Here is a 20,639-nt window from a genome sequence, read left to right on the forward strand (position 1 = left end):
TTTGGTTCAATCTAGCATGGTAACACGGCGGCGGGCAATTCAGACATCACCGGTTTTGACGGATACCAGAACGGGCCGTCAGAACCGCACTAAAGTTCGGCCGCCCGTTTGCGCAATTCGAATTTCTGGATCTTGCCGGTCGACGTTTTTGGCAGTTCCTGAAACACGATCCTTTTCGGGGTCTTGAACCCGGCCAGCGTTTGCCGTGTAAAGGCGATCAGGCCGGCCTCGTCCTCGGCTGATCCGGGCTTCAATTCAACAAAGGCGCAAGGCACTTCGCCCCATTTTTCATCGGGTTTCGCCACCACTGCCGCCAGCGAAACGTCGGGATGATCCATCAGGCACGCTTCGACTTCGACAGAGCTTATGTTTTCGCCGCCTGAAATGATGATGTCCTTGGCGCGGTCTGCGATCTGAATGTATCCATCGGGATGCTGCACAGCGATGTCACCGGAATGGAAATACCCGCCCTTGAAAGCCTCTTGCGTGGCCTCGGGGTTTTTCAGATACCCTTTCATCACGGCATTTCCACGCATAACGATCTGGCCCTGCTGCGTTCCGTCCATCGGAATTTGCGTCATGGTTTCGTCCATCACCGTGATGTGTTCCATCATGGGAAAGGCCACGCCCTGCCGGGCCTTGATTTTGGCCCTTTCCGTTGTGCCAAGACCATCCCAGTGTTGGGCCTTCCACAGGCATTCCGTGACATGGCCATATGTTTCTGTCAGGCCATAAACTTGGGTTACGTTAAAACCCAGTTGCTCGATCTTGCTTAGGGTCGCGGGGGCAGGCGGGGCCCCTGCGGTGAATACCTCAACCGGGTGATCAAAGCTTCTGCGCTCGTCCTCGGATGCGTTTACGATCATGTTCAGAACAATCGGGGCGCCGCCGAAAAAGGCCACTTGTTCGTCTGCTATGGCGTCATAGATCGCGCCCGCATTGATATCGCGACAACATACCAATGTGCCGCCAACAAGCGGCATCATCCAGGTATGGTTCCACCCGTTGCAGTGAAACAGGGGCACGATCGCCATGAAAACAGGATGCAACACCATGCGCCAACTGATCACGGTACCCATCGTCATCAAATATGCGCCGCGATGGTGATACACGACGCCTTTGGGGCGCCCAGTTGTGCCGGATGTGTAATTCAGCGCGAGGCTTTCCCATTCATCCTGCGGCATGATCCATTCAAAATAGGGATCACCGGCGGCAAGAACATCCTCGTATTGCGGGTATCGCCCGCTGGCGGGAAAGCCAGCAGTGTTGTCCGGAACTTCGATGATCTGGGGCTGTGCGCCCTGCATCCGCTCGACTGCGGCTTCGGCCAGGGGCAGGAACTGTGAATCGACCAGAACGATTTTGGCTTCGCCATGTTCGAAAATGTAGGAAACCGTATCGATATCCAGCCGCGTGTTGATGGTGTTCAATACGGCCCCGCAGGCCGGTACACCAAAATGCGCTTCGGCCTGGGCTGGAAGGTTCGGGATCAGCGTTGCAACAACATCGCCGGGTTGAACGCCCATGCCCGCCATTGCGGATGCCAGACGGGTACACCGGTCATAATATTCCGCATAGGTTTTGCGATGGGTGCCATAGATGACGGCAGGGTGATCTTCGAACACATGCGCCGCCCTGCGCAAATGCGATAACGGCGTCAATGCTACATGGTTCGCGGCGCATTTTTCCAGCCCGTTTTCATCTGCCATCCAGCCCATTTTCGTCGACCTCCCCGAAGACGGTTCTTGTTTGTTCTGCGATTAAGAGTATTGCAGGAATAACGGTTTTGGAAAGTGAAATGTCAGACAATTGAGCAGGATGTCCATTCCACATGCGCCCAATCAGGCGCTGCTTGCGGCAGGATTGATGGTAATGGCGATGGTCATTATCGGCTTCATCGACAATTTCATTGTAATAATCGCGGGCGAAATCGGCATCTGGCAGTTTCATGTGGTGCGTTCAACCATGGCTTTGGCGTTGATCGCGCTTATGTCGCATTTCGGTATGGGCACATTGCGCCCGGCGCGGTTTTGGGCTGTTGCCGTGCGCAGTGCCCTGATCGGGCTGGGCATGCTGTTTTACTTTGGTGCGCTGGCCTTCATGCCCTTTGCCCAAGCTGTGGCGGGGCTTTTCACCTCGCCGCTTTTCGTGTTGCTGATCACGGTTGCCGTGCTGCGTCATTCCATTGGGCCATGGCGGATTGTGGCTGTCGGCATCGGGTTTGCAGGCATCTTGCTGGTGCTGAACCCGGATGTCGCCAACCTAAGCTGGCTGACCTTCATGCCTGTGGCTGGCGGTCTGTTCTATGCCATGGGGGCGGTCGCGACGCGCGCATTGTGTGAAGGTGAAAGCACCCTGTGCATGCTGTTCGGGATCATGGCGATACAGGGCGTGTTTGGCATTGTCGCCCTCGTTCTTCTGGGTGTTGTCGATCCGCAGATACCCGATGGTGCGGCGGGGTTTCTGTTGCGCGGGTGGGTTTGGCCGATCTGGAATGTGATGCATCTGCTTGTGTTGCAGGCTGTCGGCTCTGTGATCGGTGTGGCTCTGATCATCCGATCCTATCAATTGGGCGAAGCCAGTCAGGTGGCTGTTCTTGAATATACGGCGCTGGTATTCGGGCCGTTCTTTGCGTGGATCCTGCTTGGTCAGTCGATATCGCTTTGGCAGGCTGGCGGCATCGCCATGATCGCCGGTGCCGGGATCATTATTGCGTTGCGCTCGCGCTGATCTAGAATGCCGGGATGATCATCAGCCGCGGTCGCGCCTATATTTTCGTGCATATTCCGAAAACCGGCGGAACATCCGTTGCTCTGGCGCTTGAGGCGCGGGCGATGAAAGATGATATGATGCTGGGTGATACGCCCAAGGCGAAAAAGCGCAGGCGCCGTCTGAAAGATGCGCAAAGCCGTGGACGGCTCTGGAAACACTCGACCTTGTCAGACATTGACGGTCTTATGTCAGTGCCCGAGATTTCGTCGATGTTCACGTTTACACTTGTGCGCAATCCATGGGACAGGGCGGTCAGCTATTACACCTGGTTGCGGGCGCAAAAGTTCGATCATCCCGCAGTGCACATGGCCCGCAGCATGACATTTGACGCATTTGTGGCAGATGAACGGACTTTGGCGTCTTTTCGGGCCACACCGGCGCGGCACTACATGACCTGCGCAGACGGAGCAGAGCGCTGTACCAGTTTCATCCGGATTGAGGCTTTGGAAGAAGATGCCGCTTCACTGGTTGCCCACCTTGGGTTTCCATTGCACCTGCCCATGCAAAACCGGTCTGACCGGAAGGCAGATTACCGCAGTTATTATGACGACAAGACGGCTGACCTGCTGGCACAATCCTGCGCTGAAGACATCGCGCGGTTCGGCTATCGCTTTGAGTAAGGCGGGTTCTGTTTCACGCGACCAGAAAATGCAGAACTTTGCCTAAAATTGCAGGCTCAACGCGAAACAATGCCTCAATTGTGCCATTTTAAAGGCATACAACTAACACGGCACTCGCGCCAATTTGATTGACTGTCACGATTCGCATTGCGCGTGTTGCAGTGCAGAAAGGGATTGGACATGACATGTCGGAATGGAACGCAAAATCAGACACATATGTTCACCGCATGGCAGAAACTGGCGGTGCAATGAACAGCGCTTTGGTTGGTATCACGCATGGTCTGGTCGCGGGAACAAATGTTGCATCGAACCTTGGATGGCGCGCGGTTGATGCGCTGAGTGTCGGCGACATGGTTTTGACATTCGACAATGCAATGCAGCCGATTGTCGAAATCCGCCGCGATCTTACATGGCTGGATGCAAAGGATGTGCCGCCCCAGATGTGGCCCGTCACCGTGCCTGCCGGTGCATTGGGAAACCGATGTGAACTGGCGCTTTTGCCGGATCAGGGCATTCTTGTCGAAAGCGAAGCAGCAGCGGATGCGATGGGCGATCCCTTTGCGGTGGTTCCGGCGCTTTCCCTGAATGGCATACGCGGCATCCACCGTGCACCGCCACAACATCAGATCGAAATTGTCACCCTGTTTTTTGCCACTGATGAAGTGGTCTATGTCGAAGGCGGTACGCTGGCGTATTGCCCGCACCTTGGGTGTCTGGTCACCGAGCAGGTGAACTCCACAAGCGCCTTGTATGATGTCCTGTCACTTCACGACGCAGCATTCCTTGTTGAATGCATGTCGGTAGAAGACAACATGAGCGGGGATGGCGATTGGGAGGCATTGGCTGCTTATGTCGCGTAGACATGAAAACGCGGTTGGATGTCCCAGCGTTTAAACTGAATTTTCCTCTGTACTCGGGTCACAAACGATAACCGGATTGACGCCCGATCCCGAAAACCAGAACGGGCGCGCCGGTATCAGAGGAGAACAAGAGGGGCTGTGGGGACAGCCCCTCTTGCATTTTTGACTAGGCCGCTTTGGCGGTCGTTCCAAAGCGGTCATAAAAGCTTTGGTTCTTGTCTGCCATTTCGCGCAGAAGCGCGGGGCAGGCAAAGCGATCACCAAACGCTTCTGTCAGTTGATCACAGCGTTCCGCCGCATAGGGCGCGCCGATCATGTCCAGCCAGCTGAACGGCCCGCCCGACCAAGGCGCAAAGCCCCAGCCCAGAATCGCGCCAACATCACCTTCACGGATATCTTCCAACACGCCTTCTTCCAGTGCACGCACCGCTTCCAGCACTTGGGCGAACAACAGGCGGTGTTGCACCGTGATCAGATCGGGTTGTTCTTCGGCCGTCGGATATTTTGCCGCGATCCCGTCCCAAAGACCCTGGCGTTTGCCCTTTTCGTCGTAGCTGTAGAAGCCGGCGTTTGATTTGCGACCCAGACGGCCTTCGGCTTCCATCCAGAACACAACCTCGTCCACGGCCCCATCGGGATAGGTATCGCCCATCGCCGCCTTTGTTGCGCGGGCGATTTTTGCCCCCAGATCAATCGAGGTTTCATCGACCAGTTGCAGCGGCCCCAAGGGCATGCCCACCAGACGGGCAGCATTTTCCACCAGCGCGGGCGTGACGCCTTCCGCGATCATCCGCATGCCTTCGTTGATATAGGGAATGATACAGCGGTTGGCATAAAAGAACCGCGCATCGTTCACTACAATCGGCGTTTTGCGGATCTGGCGCACATAATCCAGCGCCTTGGCCACGGCCACATCTCCGGTTTCCTTGCCCTTGATGATTTCAACCAGCAGCATTTTTTCAACCGGGCTGAAGAAATGGATGCCGATAAACTGGTCCGGTCGCTTCGAGGCTTTGGCCAGCGAAGTGATCGGCAATGTCGAGGTGTTGGAGGCAAAAATGCAATCCTCGCTGATGACCTCTTCTACCCTGGCCGTCACGTCGGCCTTGATCTTGGGGTCTTCGAACACCGCTTCGATGATCAGATCGCAGCCCTTCAGGGCGGCGTAATCTGTTGTCGCCGTGATCCGGCCCAACAATTCGGCCTTTTTCTCTTCGGTCGCCTTTTTGCGGGCGATGCCCTTGTCCATATAGCTGGCCGTGTAGGCCTTGCCCTTGTCGGCGGCCTCTTGCTTCTGGTCGATCAGTACAACTTCGATACCGGCCTGCGCCGAAACCAGCGTGATACCGGCCCCCATCATGCCCGCGCCCAGAACGCCCACTTTGCGCACCTTCTGGTCCGCAACATCCTTGGGCCGCACCGCGCCTTTTTCCAGCGCCTCCTTGTTGATAAACAAGGACCGGATCATCGCGGCTGATGAGGGGTTCATCAGCACATTTGTGAACCAGCGCGCTTCAACTTTGAGCGCGGTATCAAACGGAACCAGCGCGCCTTCGTAAACCGCGCTCAACAATGCTTTGGCGGCGGGATAAACGCCCTGGGTCTTGCCGTTGACCATTGCGGAAGCGCCGACAAAGGTCATGAAACCTGCGGGGTGATAGGGTGCGCCACCGGGCATCTTGTAGCCTTTCGCGTCCCACACTTTGACAATGTCGGCGTCTTTCGCAATCAAAACCCATTCTTTCGCGGCGGCCACAGGGTCTGCAACAACCTCGTCGATGATACCTGCACGCTTGGCGGCCTGCGGATCGCTCAACTTGCCTTCAAGCAGGAAGGGCGAGGCGGCCATCGCCCCCATCTTGCGCACCAGACGTGTTGTACCGCCCGCGCCGGGAAAAATGCCGACCATGATTTCGGGCAGTCCGATTTTGGCTTTTGGATTGTCAGCGCAGAAAATCCGGTGCGTCGACAGGGGCAGCTCCAACCCGATACCAAGTGCTGTGCCGGGCAGGGCGGTGGCAATCGGCTTGCCGCCTTTCTGGGTCTTGGGGTCCATCCCGGCCAGTTCGATCTTGCGCAGCACGCCGTGCATTTGCATGACACCCTCGAACACACCGCGCGCCGGATCGTCGCCGGCGTCTTCCTTCATCTTGGCAATGACGTTCAGATCCATGCCACCGGCAAAGGTTCCGTCCTTGCCCGATGTCAGAACGATGCCTTTCACGGCCTCATCCGCCAGCGCCTGATCGATCAGATCGCTGAGATTGTTAAACGCCTGCTGGCTCATCACGTTCATGGATTTGCCAACGGTATCCCAAGTGATCAGGGCCACGCCGTCGGCGTCGGTTTTCATGGTAAAATCGCTCATATCCCTGCTCCTTACACGCGTTCGATAATGGTTGCCGCACCCATGCCGGATGCGATGCACAACGTGGCCAGCCCGACTTCTTTGTCGGCGCGTTCCAGTTCGTCCAGCAAGGTGCCGATGATCATCGCGCCGGTGGCCCCCAGCGGGTGGCCCATGGCGATGGAACCGCCATTGACGTTCACCTTGTCACTGTCGACATCAAAGGCCTGCATGAAGCGCAGAACAACGGCGGCAAAGGCCTCGTTGACCTCAAACAGGTCGATGTCTTTGATATCCATGCCGTTATCCGCCAGAATTTTCTGCGTTACAGGTACCGGGCCGGTCAGCATGATCGTCGGATCTGTGCCAATCTTGGAAGTTGCACGAATGCGCGCGCGTGGTTTGATCCCGTGGCGCTCGCCGAATTCCTTGTTGCCGATCAAAACGGCCGCGGCCCCGTCGACGATGCCGGATGAATTGCCCGCATGGTGAATGTGATTGATCCGCTCCAGATGCGGATATTTCATCAACGCCACCTTATCAAAGCCGGGCATCACCTCGCCCATGGCCTGAAACGCGGGGTTCAGCGCGCCCAGAGTTTGCATGTCTGTCTGCGGGCGCATGTATTCATCGTGATCCAGAATGGCCAACCCGTTCTGGTCACGCACGGTGATCACCGATTTGGCGAACCGGTTGTCATCCCATGCAGCTTTGGCGCGGCGCTGGGATTCCATTGCCAGCTGGTCGGCGTCATCGCGGGTAAACCCGTATTCGGTTGCAATGATATCCGCACTGATCCCTTGCGGCACAAAATACTGTTCCATGGCCAGTGTCGGATCGACCGCAATGGCAGCGCCGTCGCTGCCCATCGCAACGCGACCCATCATTTCGACGCCACCCGCGATATAGGCCGATCCGGCCCCGCCACGCACCTGATTGGCGGCCAGATTGACCGCTTCCATGCCCGAGGCGCAAAACCGGTTAATTGCGAGGCCGGGAATGGATTCATCCAGATCCGACGCCAGAACAGCCGATCGTGCCAGACAACCACCCTGTTCCATCACTTGCGTGACGTTTCCCCAGATCACATCCTCGACGGCGTGGCCGTCCAGATTGTTACGCTCTTTCAGCGCGTTCAGTGTCACGGCGGACAGGCGCAGAGACGTCACTTCGTGCAGGGCACCATCCTTGCGGCCCTTGCCACGGGGGGTGCGCAATGCGTCGTAAATATAGGCTTCGGTCATGTTTAACTCCTTCAGGCGCGGTCGGCGGGAGAGCCGGGCATAAGATCATAGGGGTGTTTCCACCCTTCGGTTTGCGAAATACGGGTCAGCCAGGCGTCGATATGGGGCCAGTCGGCCCGATCAAAGCCGAACGGCTCGGGGTAGAAAAGATAGCCGCAGCAGGCGATATCCGCGATGGTCAAACGGTCGCCCACCAGCCAGTCCTTGTCGGCCAGTTCATCATTCAGAACGGTATAGGCCGCCTTCAGGCGACCCTGCAAAAAGGCGATAACCTCTTTGGGACGTTTGTCTTCGGGCAGAAAATTCATCAGAAACCGTGTGGTTCCGGCGTTCGAGCTCAGCTTGTGATTGTCCCACAGGATCCAGCGCATGATCTCGCGACGTTCGTTCGCGCTGTGGCCGCCCATCTTGCCACCCTTGGTGCTGATATAGTCCTGAATGGCCCCGGATTGCGACAGGGTCAGATCGCCATCGATCATGACCGGCACTTCGCCCATGGAATTGATCTTGCGGAATGCTTCGCTGCGGGCTTCGCCGTTGAAGAAATCCACGAAAACCGGCTCCCATTCCAGACCTGACAGTTCCAGCGTCAACGCGGCCTTGTAGGAATTCCCACTTTCGCCGAAGCAATAGAGTTTGATGGTCATGGTCGCCTACTTTCTGTTGTGGCCCTTTGGGCGGTCGTTGTGCAGTCAAGTATTTTTGAAAAGATGAAGAGCTTGGGTGGCGTTTCTTAACCTCGGTTTAACCTTGATCGTGTGTGCTCGCAGATGCGGTACAGGCGGAAGCGCCGATGGCCGTAAAAGGTGAAGGCACCCTTGTCCTGATGATCATGATCCCGTGGCAAGGGTGTTTTTCCTTTCATCTTTTCATAAATACTTCCGCCGGAGGCATCCTGTAATCTCGGTTTGCGGAACGGTGCGATATGACGTGTCAAAGCGTACGTGAAATCAGTTCCTTCATGATCTCGTTCGTTCCGCCGTAGATGCGTTGCACGCGGGCATCTGTCCACATTTCGGCAATCGCGTATTCCTGCATGTAGCCATAGCCACCGTGCAATTGAAGGCATTCATCCAGAACTTCTCCCTGTGTGTCGGTCAGCCAGTATTTTGCCATGGCGGCCTTTTCCGCCGTCAGGTCGCCGCGCAGGTGTTCGCTGATGCATTCATCCAGAAAGGCCCGTGCAACCATAGTTTTGGTTTTGCACTCCACCAGCTTGAAACGGGTGTTCTGGAACTGGATGATCGGCCCGCCAAAGGCTTCGCGTTCCTTGCAATATGCAATTGTGCGCTCTACCGCGCCTTCCATCGCGCCCATCGCCCCGCAGGCAATGATCAGGCGCTCCTGCGGAAGCTGGTTCATCATCTGGTAGAAACCCTGATTTTCCTGCATGCCAAGAATGTTTTCCGGCGCGATTTCGACATTGTCGAAAAACAGCTCGGATGTATCGGCGGCGTGCAGGCCGATCTTTTCCAGATTGCGTCCGCGGGCAAAGCCGTCGGCATCGTCCGTTTCCACAACCACCAGCGACGTGCCCTTGGCGCCTTGTGTCGTGTCGGTTTTGGCCGCAACGATGATCAGGTTCGCGTGCTGTCCGTTGGTGATAAAAGTCTTCTGGCCGGTCAGCTTGTAATTGTTGCCATCCCGTACCGCGCGGGTTTTGATCCCCTGTACGTCCGACCCGCCGGTGGGTTCCGTCATCGCCAGCGCGCCGACGATTTCGCCGCTGATCATTTTGGGCAGCCAGCGCTGTTTCTGGTCTTCGGTGCCGTAGGCCAGAATATAGTGGGCGACGATGCCGGAATGGATCGCGTGCCCCCACGACGCGAGGTTGGCGCGGCTGCTTTCGATCAGAATGGCTGCTTCGTGGCCAAAGTCACCGCCCGGGCCACCGTATTCCTCGGGGAGCGAAGGGCAGAGCAGCCCCAGTTCACCCGCTTCGGCCCAGGTCGAGCGGTCCATCTCGCCCTGTTTGCGCCATTTGTCGAACCGCGGGGCCCATTCGGTATTGATGAATTGCGCGGTCATGTCCGCGATCATCCGGTGCTCTTCGGTCATCCAGCTGGAACTGTGTTGGGTCATGTCGGGCTTTCGTTCGATTAACGTTTGCGATCATCAAGTTCGGCGTTGAACAGGCGCATCCGGGCGATCAGGTTTTCCGAATTTGTCACGCTGTCAAAGTTTTCGAACAGGAAAGACAATGCCTCGCCTTCGTCCAGACCGGCCTCGGTTGCGAACCGTTTCAGGCGGCGGTAGCCGTCTTCAGTCATGGCCACGGGAAACCGTCGGGTCAGTCGAAAACGTTTGGGCATTGTCGTCCTTTCGGGTTGCTGGCGTTAAAACTGGTCGGCCTCAAGCGCCATGACCGTGTCCGCGCCGCTTTGGATACGGGCAAGATGCATGGACGTCGCGGGCAGTTGTCGTGCCATATAGTAGCGCCCGGTTGCCAGTTTTGTCTCGTAAAACGCGGCGTCAGACGTGCCAGTGGCAAGTGCATCCCGGGCAGCCTTGCCCATGCGGGCCCACATCAGGCCAAGACAGACATGCCCGAACATGTGCATGAAGTCATATGATCCGGCCAACGCGTTATTGGGGTTCTTCATGCCGTTTTGCATAAAGTACATACCAGCGGCCTGCAGATCCTTGGACGCAGCCTTGAGCGGGTCGAGAAACGTGGCGTCGTATTCGGCGTTTTGGCCGGCGTTGTCCTTGATGAAGGATTTCACCAGATCAAAGAACGCCATGACATGTTTGCCGCCATCCTGCGCCAGTTTGCGACCGACCAGATCAAGCGCCTGAACGCCGTTGGCCCCTTCATAGATCATCGCGATACGCGCATCGCGGGCGAACTGGGACATGCCCCATTCTTCGATATATCCGTGACCGCCATAGACCTGCTGGGCCAGAACCGTCATGTCAAAACCCTGATCGGTCAGAAAGCCCTTGATGACAGGGGTCAGCAACGACACAAGGCCGTCGGCTTCCTTGTCCTGACCACGATGCGCGGCATCGATCAGGGTGGCGCCCCACAGGATAAAGGCGCGCGCACCTTCGGCAAAGCTTTTCTGATCCATCAGGCTGCGCCGGATATCGGGATGTACGATCAGCGGGTCGGCGGGGCCATCGGGGTTTTCATCGCCGGTGACGGCGCGCCCCTGCAGGCGGTCCTTGGCGTAGATCAGGGCGTTCTGATAGGCGGCCTCGGCCTGGCTCAGACCTTGCATGCCAACACCGATGCGCGCTTCGTTCATCATGGTGAACATTGCGCGCATGCCTTTGTGTTCTTCGCCCAGAAGATAGCCGGTCGCGCCGTCATAGTTCATCACGCAGGTGGAATTGCCGTGAATGCCCATTTTTTCTTCAATGCTGCCCACGGCGACGCCGTTGCGCGCGCCAAGTGAACCATCTTCGTTCACCATGAATTTCGGCACGATGAACAGCGACACGCCTTTGATGCCTTCCGGTCCGCCTTCGATTTTGGCCAGAACCAGATGGATGATGTTGTCCGCCATGTCATGTTCACCGGACGAAATGAAAATCTTTTGCCCGGTGATCTTGTAGCTGCCATCGTCTTGCGGTGCTGCCTTGGTACGCATCAGGCCCAGATCGGTGCCGCAATGCGGTTCGGTCAGGTTCATTGTGCCTGTCCAGTCGCAGGCAACCATTTTGGGCAGGTACATATCCTTTTGCGCATCGGTTCCGTGCACCAGAATGGCCGATGCCGCGCCATGCGTCAGGCCCTGATACATGGTGAAGGCCATGTTTGCGCTGGAAAACATCTCGCCCACGGCGGAACCAAGCACATAAGGCATGTTCTGCCCGCCATATTCTTCGGGCATGTCCAGGCCGGGCCAGCCACCGGCCTTGACCTGTTCAAAGGCGTCCTTGAAGCCGGTCGGTGTGCGGACAACACCGTTCTCCAGTGTGCAGCCTTCTGCATCGCCGACCACGTTCAAGGGGGCCAGAACCTCGGTTGTCAGCTTGCCTGCTTCTTCCAGAACAGCGGCGGTAAAATCCGGTTCCAGTTCGTCATATCCGGGAATATCGGAGTGCGAGACATTCAGAACGTCGTGCAGAACGAATTGCATGTCTTTCGTCGGAGCAGTGTAGCTGGGCATGGTGGTTTTCCCTTGAACGTTGTGGTTGTGGCCTTATTCGGCGGCTTTTTGTCGTGTCGTCATCGAGGCGATCATGTCTTCGCCCCATTTCAATTGGTCTTTCAGATCGTCGATGGCTTCTGTCAGTTCATCGCGCTGGGATTCCATGTCTGCCAACCGAGCACGGGCAATTTCGTAGGTGCGCACCAGCTGCGTGTGCTGCTGATAGCCGGCGTGGTAAAGATCCAGAAGCTGGCGAATTTCTTCCAGGCTGAACCCAAAGCGTTTTCCGCGCAGGATCAGTTTCAATCTGGCCCGGTCCCGTTTGGTAAACAGGCGTTTTTGCCCTTCCCGGATCGGAAACAGCAATTCCTTCGCTTCGTAAAATCGCAATGTGCGCGGTGTCACTTCGTAGGCGTCGCACATTTCGCGAATTGTAAGGGTTTCGGTTGTCATCGTCTTTCTCTCATGGTTGTGGAACTCTCGGTGTCTTGGACCTGAGATGGAAACCACCTGATCCTGTTACAACACCGGTTGACGTTGACGTAAGCTGAACGTCACGTCACTTTTCAGGGTGACGTAGCATAAAGCCGCGTCAACTATGAGGAATCAGGTCTTAAGGGGGAATTGGGGCGAAAATCGCCCCCTAGCGGATTTCCGCAGCGATACTATCACGCAAGGATTGCAGCTCGTCCGTGGCTTCGTTCAGTTGCGATTTCTGCTCCGCAAGTTCCAGCAACTGCCGGTCTGCAAGTTCAACCCACGCCTGCATCTGCGCCTTGGTGCCTTCGTTTTCATAAATCAAAAGCCACTGCCGAATGTCTTCAAGCTGAAACCCGAATTTGCGCCCCCGCAGGATCAGTTTCATGCGGGCGACTTCACGCGGGCCATAAAACCTCGACCGGCCTTCGCGGTCGGGTTGCAGTAATTCGATGTATTCGTAATACCGCAGCGTACGTGGCGTCACGTCAAACTCGGCGCACATTTCTTTGAATGAACGGCGTGACTCGGTCATGAAAAAATCTCCCTGACGAATCGTAAAACGATGTCACCGAAAGCGCAACACATGGGCTTGCCCTCGGGCACTGGCGGGGATCATAAAGGCGTGACAGACCAGACAAGGATTTGGGTATGGTAGACAAAACCAAACTGGCACGGCAGTTCATCGAAGCAATTCCCCATTCGCAGGCTCTGGGAATGCATTTGACGGAACTGCAGGACGGGACGGCAGTGATTACGATGCCCTATGCGCCGCATCTGGTCGGGGATCCGGAAACAGGTGTTTTGCATGGGGGGGCCGTTTCGGCGCTGATGGATACGTGCTGCGGGGCCGCGGTGATGAGCCACCCCGCCGCGCCGGCGGGCACCGCGACCATTGATTTACGCATCGATTACATGCGCGCGGCAACGCCGGGGCAGGCGATTACAACCCGCGCAACCTGTTATCATGTGACCCGTTCGGTTGCGTTTGTGCGTGCCACTGCATGTGATGATGACACCGAAAACCCGGTGGCAACAGCCACCGGGGCCTTTACTATCGAAGGGCGATAACATGGCGCGACCAACCCCAGAACCTGTGCAAGTCGTTAAACAGCGGCGCGATGCGGCCCTGCGCGCGCTGGCCAAAGGTGTCCCTTACATCCAGTTTCTGGGTATTGAGTTTGACAGGCGCGGCGACGAACTGACCGCGATCCTGCCATTTGACGACAAGCTGATCGGCAATCCGCTGCTGCCGGCGTTACATGGTGGTGTTACTGCCGCCTTTCTCGAGGTGACTTCGGTTATTTCGCTCAGTTGGACCTATCTGTGGGAAGATATCGAATCCGGTGCGATCCAACTGGATCAGCTTGAAGCGGGGGAATTGCCGCGACTGCCGAAAACAATCGATTTCACAGTGGATTATCTAAGATCCGGTTTGCCCCGCGATGCCTATGCGCGCGCACGGGTCAACCGGTCCGGGCGTCGGTACGCGTCCGTGCATGTTGAAGCATGGCAGGACAACCGCCACCGTCTTTTCGCGCAGGCCACAGGGCATTTCCTGATGCCTTCGCGAAATGGCTGAAGCGATCGAATTTCGGGATAAGGCAAAACCGGTCACCCACCGGCGTGTTCTGAACATTGCCCTGCCAATCGTACTGTCAAATGCGACCGTGCCGATATTGGGCGCGGTTGATACCGGTGTGGTCGGGCAGATGGGGCTGGCAGCGCCAATTGGCGCAGTGGGGATCGGTGCCATCGTTCTCAGCGCGATCTACTGGATATTCGGGTTCTTGCGGATGGGCACCGTGGGATTGACGGCGCAGGCCGTCGGCCAGCGCAATGACGGAGAGGTGGCTGCGTTGCTGACTCGCAGCCAGATCATCGGATTGTCCGCCGGTCTGTTGTTGATCCTGTTGCAGGTGCCGGTGTTCTGGACGGCGTTCATGGCGGCCCCCGCCAGCGCCGAGGTCGAGGCGCTGGCGCGGGATTATATGCAAATCCGGATATGGTCGGCGCCGGCGGCCATCGGGCTATATGGCATCACAGGCTGGCTGATCGCGCAGGAACGCACCCGCGCGGTTCTGGTCATGCAGGTCTGGATGAACGGATTGAACATCCTGCTTGACCTGTGGTTCGTGCTTGGTCTGAACTGGGGCGTGCAGGGCGTTGCTTTTGCAACATTTCTTGCTGAATGGAGCGGCTTTGCGCTGGGCCTGTGGCTGTGTCGTTCGGCCTTTGCCGTACCTGCTTGGCGCGACTGGTCGCGGGTGTTTGACGCGGTTCGCCTGAAACACATGGCGGTGGTGAATTCGGATATCCTGATCCGCTCGCTGTTGCTTGAAGCGATATTCGTGTCGTTCCTGTTTGTTGGGTCGGGTTTCGGCGATGTCACGCTGGCCGCCAATCAGGTGCTGGTGCAATTCATGATGATCACGGCCTTCGCACTGGACGGGTTCGCCTTTGCCGCCGAAGCGATTGTGGGGCAGGCCATGGGTGCAAGGGCGCGGGCGACATTGCGGCGCGGTGCTTTGCTGACCAGCGGTTGGGGACTGTTCTGTGTCAGTCTCCTGTCCCTCAGCTTTGCCTTTTTCGGGGGATGGATCATTGATGTCATGTCCACTTCACCCGATGTCAGAGAAGAGGCGCGTATCTATCTGATTTACATGATTTTCACACCACTTGCGGGCCTTGCCGCATGGATGCTGGACGGTATCTTTATCGGCGCAACACGAACGCGCGACATGCGCAACATGATGGCGATCAGCTTTGTCATTTATGTTGTTGCCGCCAGTCTGATGGTTCCGGCCTTTGGCAACCATGGATTGTGGCTGGCCCTGATCATTTCCTTTGTCGCGCGCGGTATCACGCTGGGCGCGCGATACCCTGCACTGGAACGGTTGGCCGATTAGCCGCTACACCAGATTCAGCACGTTTTCCGGCGGTCGCCCGATCACGGCGTGATTGCCTGCAAAAGCAATGGGTCGTTCGATCAGGATCGGGTGCTGTGCCATCGCCGCGATCAGGGTCGTGTCATCCGTGGTCTTGGTCAGGCCCAGTTCTTTGAACAGCTTTTCACCAATGCGCATCATGGTGATGGCAGGCGGGTGACCCAGCGCGGCGAGGGTCGCGCGAATTTCCGCTTCCGATGGTGCATCGTCAAGATATCTGCGCACTGTGACATCTGTCTTGCCTTCGATCAGGGCAAGCGCCTGACGGGATTTGGAACAGCGCGGGTTGTGCCATATCGTGATCATGTCCATTCCTTTTTGCCGGTGCCGACAGCGTCTGCGACCGTATCAAACCCGTCGCGGCGCAACAATTCGTCCAGCCCGCGGACGATGTTGGCACCCAATGACAGACCGCCATATACAAGCGCCGTATAAAGCTGGACGGCCGATGCGCCGGCGCGGATTTTTGCATAGGCCTGATCGGGCGAACCGATACCGCCAACCCCGATCAGCGGCAGATCGCTAAGCGTTGCAAGCTGCGCAAGAACGTGTGTCGATTTTTCAAACAGGGGTGCGCCCGAAAGGCCGCCCGCTTCTGAGGCGTGCGGGCCATGTAGGCCCGCCCTGTCCAGCGTGGTATTGGTGGCAATGATCGCATCCACACCGGTTTTGCTGGCGACCGCAGCAATATCTGTCAGATCGTTTTCTGTAAGATCCGGCGCGATTTTCAGAAACACCGGAATGGGGCGCGCCAGCGCATCGCGCACGCGCATCACACCGTTCAACAGCTCGCTCAGGGCGGCGGGGCCCTGAAGATCCCGCAGCTTTTCGGTGTTGGGCGACGACACATTGACGGTCGCAAAATCCAGATATGCACCGCATGTGTTCAGGACTGTGGCAAAATCCGCTGATTTGTCAGGGCTGTCCTTGTTCGCCCCAAGGTTCAGCCCGATCACTGCATCACAGGGACGTTTTGCAAGACGGGCTGCAATCACATCCATTCCGTCATTATTGAACCCGAACCTGTTGATCGCCGCCTTGTCGCGTGTCAGGCGGAACAGGCGCGGTTTGGGGTTTCCGGGCTGGGCGCGAGGCGTGGCGGCGCCCACCTCGATGAATCCGAACCCTGCACGCGACAGCGGGTGCAGCGCCTCGGCGTTCTTGTCAAACCCTGCGGCCAGCCCCACAGGATTGGGCAGCGTCAGACCGGCCAGCGTGGTTTGCAGACGCGGCGAAGTCACAGGCCCCGGCATCGGGGCAAGCCCTGCGCGCAATGCGCGCAGCGCCAGCGTGTGCGCCGCTTCGGGGTCGATCCTGCGCAATGCGGACAGACCGACCCGTTCCAGAACGCTCACAACAACCCCGGCGGAAAGGCGTGGGTGTCCCCGTTCAGCGGCAAAGGCTGCGCCCATTCCACGTCGGAAAGCTTCAGCGGTCCGTAGAGATGCGGAAACAACGCGCCGCCGCGGGACGGTTCCCATTTCAGCGCGGGGCCAAGGTGTTCGCTGTCCAGTGACAACAGCATAAGATCGCCAACGCCGGCGAAATGTTTGGACGCCGTTTCGACAACCTGTTCGGGGGTTGAAAAATGGATATAGCCGTCCGCGATGTCGATCGGCGCACCTTGGGTTTCTTTTTCGGCGCGCAGCGCCTTCCATTCGTCCTGGCGGAGGATTTTGAATATCTGCATGGCATTTGTGATGCCTTGGGCACTTGCGGTGGTCAAGCGGGATCGGGCGATTTACGTCAGGTGAATGTGCGTGACCTTTGACTTTGGCGCGTCTTGGGCGCAGCATTTGGGTTAGCGCCATTTTCAAAAGGAATCTCTGCCATGATGTCCCGCCTGCTAGCCTCTGTCGCCGCCCTGACCCTGACTGCCGGAGTGGCGGCCGCCGACTATACGTTGACGATCCTGCATACCAACGATTTTCACGCCCGCTTTGAGCCGATCAACAAATATGACAGCGGATGCGGCGCAGAAGACGCCGCCGAAGGCAAATGTTTTGGCGGATCTGCTCGTTTGGTGACAGCCATCGCCGGGGCCCGCGCACGATCGAACAATTCCATTCTGGTCGATGGCGGGGATCAGTTTCAGGGCACGCTGTTTTACACCTATTACAAGGGCCAGTTGGCCGCCGAAATGATGAACAAGATGGGCTATGATGCGATGACCGTGGGAAACCATGAATTCGATGATGGCCCCGAAGTGCTGCGCGGGTTCATGGATGCCGTCGACTTTCCTGTTCTGATGTCCAACGCCGATTTTTCGGCGGAACCGCTGCTGGCGGACAAATTGCTGAAATCCACCGTGATCGAACGCGGGGGCGAAAAACTTGGCCTGATCGGGCTGACCCCGCAGGATACCGACGAACTGGCCAGCCCGGGACCGAATATCGTTTTTAGCGATCCGGTGCCTGCCGTTCAGGGCGAGGTGGACCGTCTGACGGCGCAGGGCATCAACAAGATTATCGTGCTCAGCCACTCTGGCTATTTTGTGGACCAGATTGTTGCTGCGGGCACAACCGGTGTGGATGTGATTGTGGGGGGGCATTCCAACACGTTGCTCAGCAACACGTCCGACCGCGCTGTCGGGCCATATCCTACAATGGTGGGGAACACTGCGATCGTTCAGGCCTATGCCTATGGCAAGTTTCTGGGCGAACTGAATGTAACCTTTAATGATGCGGGCGATGTCGTGACTGCAATCGGTGAACCGCTGATCATGGATGCAGGTGTTAGCGAAGATGAAAGCACACTTGCACGGATTGCGGAAATGGCTGCCCCGCTGAATGAAATCCGTGAAAAGGTGGTGGCGCAGGCCGCAGCGCCTATTGGCGGTGACCGTGATGTGTGCCGCGTTCAGGAATGTGACATGGGCAATCTGGTGGCTGATGCCATGCTGGACCGTGTCAAAGATCAGGGTGTCACGATCGCGATTGCCAATTCCGGCGGTTTACGGGCCAGCATTGATGCAGGCGAAATCACAATGGGCGAAGTGCTGACTGTGCTGCCGTTTCAGAACACGCTGTCCACATTCGAAATCAACGGCGCGGGCGTGATCGCGGCATTGGAAAACGGGGTAAGCCAGGTCGAAGAAGTAAAGGGCCGTTTCCCGCAAGTCGCAGGCATCAAGTTTACCTGGAATCCGGCGGCATCCCCGATGGACGGGCGGATCACCGAAGTTCTGGTTGCCGAGGGAGATGCTTTTGTGCCGATTGATCCTGCCAAAACCTACAAGGTCGTGACAAACAACTACGTGCGAAACGGCGGTGACGGGTATGACATGTTCAAAGGCGATGACAAGAACGCCTATGATTACGGCCCCGATCTGGCAGATGTCACAGCCGAGTATCTGGCGGCGCAGGGCCCGTACACGCCCTATACCGACGGGCGCATCGCGCGAAAATAGTCAAGCGTTGTCAAAGACCTCGGGCCAAAGCTCGGGGTCCAGCGCCTTGATGAAGGGCGTAAGTTCCTGTTCGTGCTTTTGCCAGTTGCCGATAGATTTGGTATGAACCGGCTCGCGCACCTGGTTGACGGACGCCGTCAGAACGGGGGCAGTGCTGGTGTGCGGCGCGGCCATTTCAGGGATCCAGTCCAGTCCGATATAGGCGGCCAGATTACGGCTGGCCGCGTCGATATCGGACACAAGATCATCGTATTTCAGATCATGGATGACGCCGGGGCAGACCCTGTGCCAATGCGCCATCAGGCGTTTGTAATCGTTGCAACGCTGGGCCATGCGCTTCATGTCGTAGGTGTACACACGCAAACCACCAGTGAAATAATTGCTCCAGATCGACCATGCGACATCACGGGGATCGCGCACCAGATGCACGATCTTGGCCTTTGGGAACGCCATGTGCAGAAAGCCGATCAGCCGGTAGTTTTCAGGCATCTTGTCGATGAAAAATTCCGGGCCTTCCGGCATACCGTGCAGGTCTGCGCGGTAATCGGCGGCAAACTGGCGGGCCTCTTCGTTGCCAAAGGGCAGATCATCGCGCAGGACATAGCGCAGCAGCGTTGCCGCCGTGGCGCGTTCGCCCATGCCCGCGATACTTGGGTGGGTGGCCAGAACCGTTTCCGTCAGCGTGGTGCCAGAACGCGGCATGCCCAGAACGAAAACAGGCGTCGGTTTTTCTGCATCCCCCTTTGCATCCGGCGTGATGACATCCGCAAAACGTTCGGTGATGCGTTTGTGCAGGTTGACCTGATACTTTTCAAACGTGTCCTGTTGCACGGTGGGCGTCAGCATGGATTGTGCCGCATTCGCCTGCGCCAGCCAGTGATGCACCTGTTCCGTGTTGCGCTGTTTCTTGAACGCTTCTGCCAGACCATAGGCCAGCTGCACGCGATCCTCGCCGCGTTTCGGCGCGGCGTTAAAGGCGGGCACAAGTTGTTCTATCACTTCATCCAGTTGATCGGCGGGGGCAATCATCGCCAGACGAGTCAGTGCCGTGGGATGGCCGGGGGCCAGATCCAGCACCTGACGATAGGCCTGCACCGCCTCGTCCACGCGGCCAAGTTCATTCAGCTGGACGCCATACCGCAAAATAGTGGCGATATTCAATGGCGCGATGGACAGCGCCTTTTCAATGACTTTCATCGCATCTTCGTGGCGGTTCTGGCGCGCCAGAGGCAGCGATATGTTGGTCAGCGCATTGGGATCATTAGGATTGAAAGACAACGCTGATTCATAGTCTTTCAATGCCTCGTCGTAGCGTTGAAAGCCGCTGTGCAGGACCGCGCGCAGGTTATAGGCCTTGGCCATGCGCGGGTTCAGTTCAATGGCACGGCTTGCATGACCTTCGGCTGTGACAGGGTCTTCGGCCTGCGAATAGGACTGTGCCAGCAGATATTCCGCCTCAGCATCTTTCGGGGATCTGGCCAGGTGGCGTTTCAGCACTGTAACCGCCTTGTCCGGCTGTCCGATCAGAACAAGGGTTTGCGCCAGATTGCGATGTGCATCAGGAAATTCCGGCTGTGTCTTGACCGCGTCCTGAAAATATCTGATCGCCTCGCGCGGCTGGCCTGACGTGCTCAGCGCCAATCCCGCAAGGTTCATGAAAAACGCCGTGCGCGGATATCGTTTGATCGCTATCTTGGCCTGTTTCAGTGCCTTCTTCGCTTCGCCTTGATTCAGCAATGCGGCGATGGCTTTGGCGTCTTGTTCAGCAGTCATGACGGGCCCTTTGGATTGGCAACGGTGCCTGCGTTTTAGGGGGCGGCATGGATGAACACAAGGTCGCCGAAACGCATCTGGAAAGCGCG

The 20,639-nt window shown here is 57.3% G+C and carries 20 protein-coding genes; 7 read left to right on the forward strand and 13 right to left on the reverse strand.

Annotated features, from left to right (window positions below; genetic code table 11):
- Positions 1–89: 89 nt before the first annotated feature.
- A complete protein-coding gene (locus OLX72_RS11445) occupies positions 90–1,718 on the reverse strand; it encodes an AMP-binding protein (protein WP_433988683.1) in 1,629 nt (542 codons plus the stop codon).
- 100 nt (positions 1,719–1,818) lie between these two features.
- Here OLX72_RS11445 and OLX72_RS11450 point away from each other — a divergent pair, with 100 nt between their 5' ends.
- From OLX72_RS11450 to OLX72_RS11460, 3 genes are all read left to right on the forward strand, one after another.
- A complete protein-coding gene (locus OLX72_RS11450) occupies positions 1,819–2,730 on the forward strand; it encodes a DMT family transporter (RefSeq protein ID WP_114871123.1) in 912 nt (303 codons plus the stop codon).
- 14 nt (positions 2,731–2,744) lie between these two features.
- Positions 2,745–3,392 carry a sulfotransferase family 2 domain-containing protein gene (locus tag OLX72_RS11455; protein WP_433988684.1) on the forward strand — a complete coding sequence of 216 codons (648 nt, stop codon included), beginning with the start codon at positions 2,745–2,747 and terminating at the stop codon, positions 3,390–3,392.
- A gap of 185 nt (positions 3,393–3,577) precedes the next feature.
- Positions 3,578–4,252, forward strand: a complete 675-nt coding sequence (locus tag OLX72_RS11460; protein WP_433988685.1) for a Hint domain-containing protein — start codon at positions 3,578–3,580, stop codon at positions 4,250–4,252.
- Positions 4,253–4,418: 166 nt separating this feature from the next.
- On the opposite strand, the gene OLX72_RS11465 is transcribed toward OLX72_RS11460, so the two are convergent.
- The 8 genes from OLX72_RS11465 to OLX72_RS11500 form a co-directional block, all read right to left on the reverse strand.
- Positions 4,419–6,620: a 3-hydroxyacyl-CoA dehydrogenase NAD-binding domain-containing protein gene (locus OLX72_RS11465; RefSeq protein WP_433988686.1), complete on the reverse strand. Its 2,202-nt coding sequence runs from the start codon at positions 6,618–6,620 to the stop codon at positions 4,419–4,421.
- 11 nt (positions 6,621–6,631) lie between these two features.
- Positions 6,632–7,843 (reverse strand): acetyl-CoA C-acetyltransferase, encoded by a 1,212-nt coding sequence (locus OLX72_RS11470; RefSeq protein WP_114871119.1) that lies wholly within the window; start codon positions 7,841–7,843, stop codon positions 6,632–6,634.
- Positions 7,844–7,854: 11 nt separating this feature from the next.
- A complete protein-coding gene (locus tag OLX72_RS11475) occupies positions 7,855–8,490 on the reverse strand; it encodes a glutathione S-transferase family protein (protein WP_433988687.1) in 636 nt (211 codons plus the stop codon).
- 286 nt (positions 8,491–8,776) lie between these two features.
- Positions 8,777–9,925, reverse strand: a complete 1,149-nt coding sequence (locus OLX72_RS11480; RefSeq protein ID WP_114871117.1) for an acyl-CoA dehydrogenase family protein — start codon at positions 9,923–9,925, stop codon at positions 8,777–8,779.
- 17 nt (positions 9,926–9,942) lie between these two features.
- Positions 9,943–10,155 (reverse strand): hypothetical protein, encoded by a 213-nt coding sequence (locus tag OLX72_RS11485; RefSeq protein ID WP_114871116.1) that lies wholly within the window; start codon positions 10,153–10,155, stop codon positions 9,943–9,945.
- Between the two features lie 24 nt (positions 10,156–10,179).
- Positions 10,180–11,961, reverse strand: a complete 1,782-nt coding sequence (locus OLX72_RS11490; RefSeq protein WP_114871115.1) for an acyl-CoA dehydrogenase C-terminal domain-containing protein — start codon at positions 11,959–11,961, stop codon at positions 10,180–10,182.
- Positions 11,962–11,994: 33 nt separating this feature from the next.
- Positions 11,995–12,396: a MerR family transcriptional regulator gene (locus tag OLX72_RS11495; RefSeq protein WP_433988688.1), complete on the reverse strand. Its 402-nt coding sequence runs from the start codon at positions 12,394–12,396 to the stop codon at positions 11,995–11,997.
- A gap of 190 nt (positions 12,397–12,586) precedes the next feature.
- Entirely contained in the window at positions 12,587–12,955 is a 369-nt protein-coding gene (locus tag OLX72_RS11500; RefSeq protein ID WP_433988689.1) for a MerR family transcriptional regulator, read from the reverse strand.
- Positions 12,956–13,071: 116 nt separating this feature from the next.
- Between OLX72_RS11500 and OLX72_RS11505 the strand changes: the two genes are divergently transcribed.
- From OLX72_RS11505 to OLX72_RS11515, 3 genes are read left to right on the forward strand one after another with little or no spacing between them, the layout of a single operon-like run.
- Entirely contained in the window at positions 13,072–13,491 is a 420-nt protein-coding gene (locus OLX72_RS11505; protein ID WP_114871112.1) for a PaaI family thioesterase, read from the forward strand.
- 1 nt (position 13,492) lies between these two features.
- Complete coding sequence (locus tag OLX72_RS11510) at positions 13,493–14,002, forward strand: PaaI family thioesterase (RefSeq protein WP_114871111.1); 510 nt, start codon at positions 13,493–13,495, stop codon at positions 14,000–14,002.
- On the forward strand, positions 13,995–15,329 hold the full coding sequence (locus tag OLX72_RS11515) for an MATE family efflux transporter (protein WP_114871110.1): 1,335 nt from the start codon (positions 13,995–13,997) through the stop codon (positions 15,327–15,329). Before OLX72_RS11510 ends, OLX72_RS11515 begins: the two co-directional genes overlap by 8 nt.
- Before the next feature lie 3 nt (positions 15,330–15,332).
- Here OLX72_RS11515 and arsC read toward each other — a convergent pair whose 3' ends face one another.
- The 3 genes from arsC to OLX72_RS11530 are packed head-to-tail and all read right to left on the reverse strand — an operon-like array spanning position 15,333 to position 17,058.
- Entirely contained in the window at positions 15,333–15,674 is a 342-nt protein-coding gene (arsC, locus tag OLX72_RS11520) for an arsenate reductase (glutaredoxin) (RefSeq protein WP_114871109.1), read from the reverse strand.
- Positions 15,671–16,723 (reverse strand): quinone-dependent dihydroorotate dehydrogenase, encoded by a 1,053-nt coding sequence (locus OLX72_RS11525; protein WP_433988690.1) that lies wholly within the window; start codon positions 16,721–16,723, stop codon positions 15,671–15,673. Before OLX72_RS11525 ends, arsC begins: the two co-directional genes overlap by 4 nt.
- Positions 16,720–17,058 (reverse strand): DUF952 domain-containing protein, encoded by a 339-nt coding sequence (locus tag OLX72_RS11530; RefSeq protein WP_114872378.1) that lies wholly within the window; start codon positions 17,056–17,058, stop codon positions 16,720–16,722. The genes OLX72_RS11525 and OLX72_RS11530 overlap by 4 nt, the downstream gene beginning before the upstream one ends.
- 141 nt (positions 17,059–17,199) lie before the next feature.
- On the opposite strand from OLX72_RS11530, the gene OLX72_RS11535 reads away from it, so the two are divergent.
- Entirely contained in the window at positions 17,200–18,777 is a 1,578-nt protein-coding gene (locus tag OLX72_RS11535) for a bifunctional metallophosphatase/5'-nucleotidase (protein WP_114871107.1), read from the forward strand.
- Here the strand turns inward: OLX72_RS11535 and OLX72_RS11540 are convergent, their stop codons facing one another.
- Positions 18,778–20,550 carry a tetratricopeptide repeat-containing sulfotransferase family protein gene (locus tag OLX72_RS11540; RefSeq protein WP_433988691.1) on the reverse strand — a complete coding sequence of 591 codons (1,773 nt, stop codon included), beginning with the start codon at positions 20,548–20,550 and terminating at the stop codon, positions 18,778–18,780.
- Positions 20,551–20,639: the final 89 nt, after the last annotated feature.

The sequence above is a fragment of the Sulfitobacter sp. TBRI5 genome (genome assembly GCF_051013555.1).
GTDB lineage: Bacteria > Pseudomonadota > Alphaproteobacteria > Rhodobacterales > Rhodobacteraceae > JL08.

Bases quoted from the DNA above. Each gene is read 5' to 3' on its own strand.
- OLX72_RS11515 (WP_114871110.1), top strand. From the start codon at position 13,995: ATGGCTGAAGCGATCGAATTTCGGGATAAGGCAAAACCGGTCACCCAC.
- arsC (WP_114871109.1), bottom strand. From the start codon at position 15,674: ATGATCACGATATGGCACAACCCGCGCTGTTCCAAATCCCGTCAGGCG.
- OLX72_RS11540 (WP_433988691.1), bottom strand. From the start codon at position 20,550: ATGACTGCTGAACAAGACGCCAAAGCCATCGCCGCATTGCTGAATCAA.
- OLX72_RS11505 (WP_114871112.1), top strand. From the start codon at position 13,072: ATGGTAGACAAAACCAAACTGGCACGGCAGTTCATCGAAGCAATTCCC.
- OLX72_RS11510 (WP_114871111.1), top strand. From the start codon at position 13,493: ATGGCGCGACCAACCCCAGAACCTGTGCAAGTCGTTAAACAGCGGCGC.
- OLX72_RS11475 (WP_433988687.1), bottom strand. From the start codon at position 8,490: ATGACCATCAAACTCTATTGCTTCGGCGAAAGTGGGAATTCCTACAAG.
- OLX72_RS11470 (WP_114871119.1), bottom strand. From the start codon at position 7,843: ATGACCGAAGCCTATATTTACGACGCATTGCGCACCCCCCGTGGCAAG.
- OLX72_RS11535 (WP_114871107.1), top strand. From the start codon at position 17,200: ATGATGTCCCGCCTGCTAGCCTCTGTCGCCGCCCTGACCCTGACTGCC.
- OLX72_RS11485 (WP_114871116.1), bottom strand. From the start codon at position 10,155: ATGCCCAAACGTTTTCGACTGACCCGACGGTTTCCCGTGGCCATGACT.
- OLX72_RS11480 (WP_114871117.1), bottom strand. From the start codon at position 9,925: ATGACCCAACACAGTTCCAGCTGGATGACCGAAGAGCACCGGATGATC.
- OLX72_RS11460 (WP_433988685.1), top strand. From the start codon at position 3,578: ATGTCGGAATGGAACGCAAAATCAGACACATATGTTCACCGCATGGCA.
- OLX72_RS11490 (WP_114871115.1), bottom strand. From the start codon at position 11,961: ATGCCCAGCTACACTGCTCCGACGAAAGACATGCAATTCGTTCTGCAC.
- OLX72_RS11455 (WP_433988684.1), top strand. From the start codon at position 2,745: ATGATCATCAGCCGCGGTCGCGCCTATATTTTCGTGCATATTCCGAAA.
- OLX72_RS11500 (WP_433988689.1), bottom strand. From the start codon at position 12,955: ATGACCGAGTCACGCCGTTCATTCAAAGAAATGTGCGCCGAGTTTGAC.
- OLX72_RS11450 (WP_114871123.1), top strand. From the start codon at position 1,819: ATGTCCATTCCACATGCGCCCAATCAGGCGCTGCTTGCGGCAGGATTG.
- OLX72_RS11530 (WP_114872378.1), bottom strand. From the start codon at position 17,058: ATGCAGATATTCAAAATCCTCCGCCAGGACGAATGGAAGGCGCTGCGC.
- OLX72_RS11495 (WP_433988688.1), bottom strand. From the start codon at position 12,396: ATGACAACCGAAACCCTTACAATTCGCGAAATGTGCGACGCCTACGAA.
- OLX72_RS11465 (WP_433988686.1), bottom strand. From the start codon at position 6,620: ATGAGCGATTTTACCATGAAAACCGACGCCGACGGCGTGGCCCTGATC.
- OLX72_RS11445 (WP_433988683.1), bottom strand. From the start codon at position 1,718: ATGGGCTGGATGGCAGATGAAAACGGGCTGGAAAAATGCGCCGCGAAC.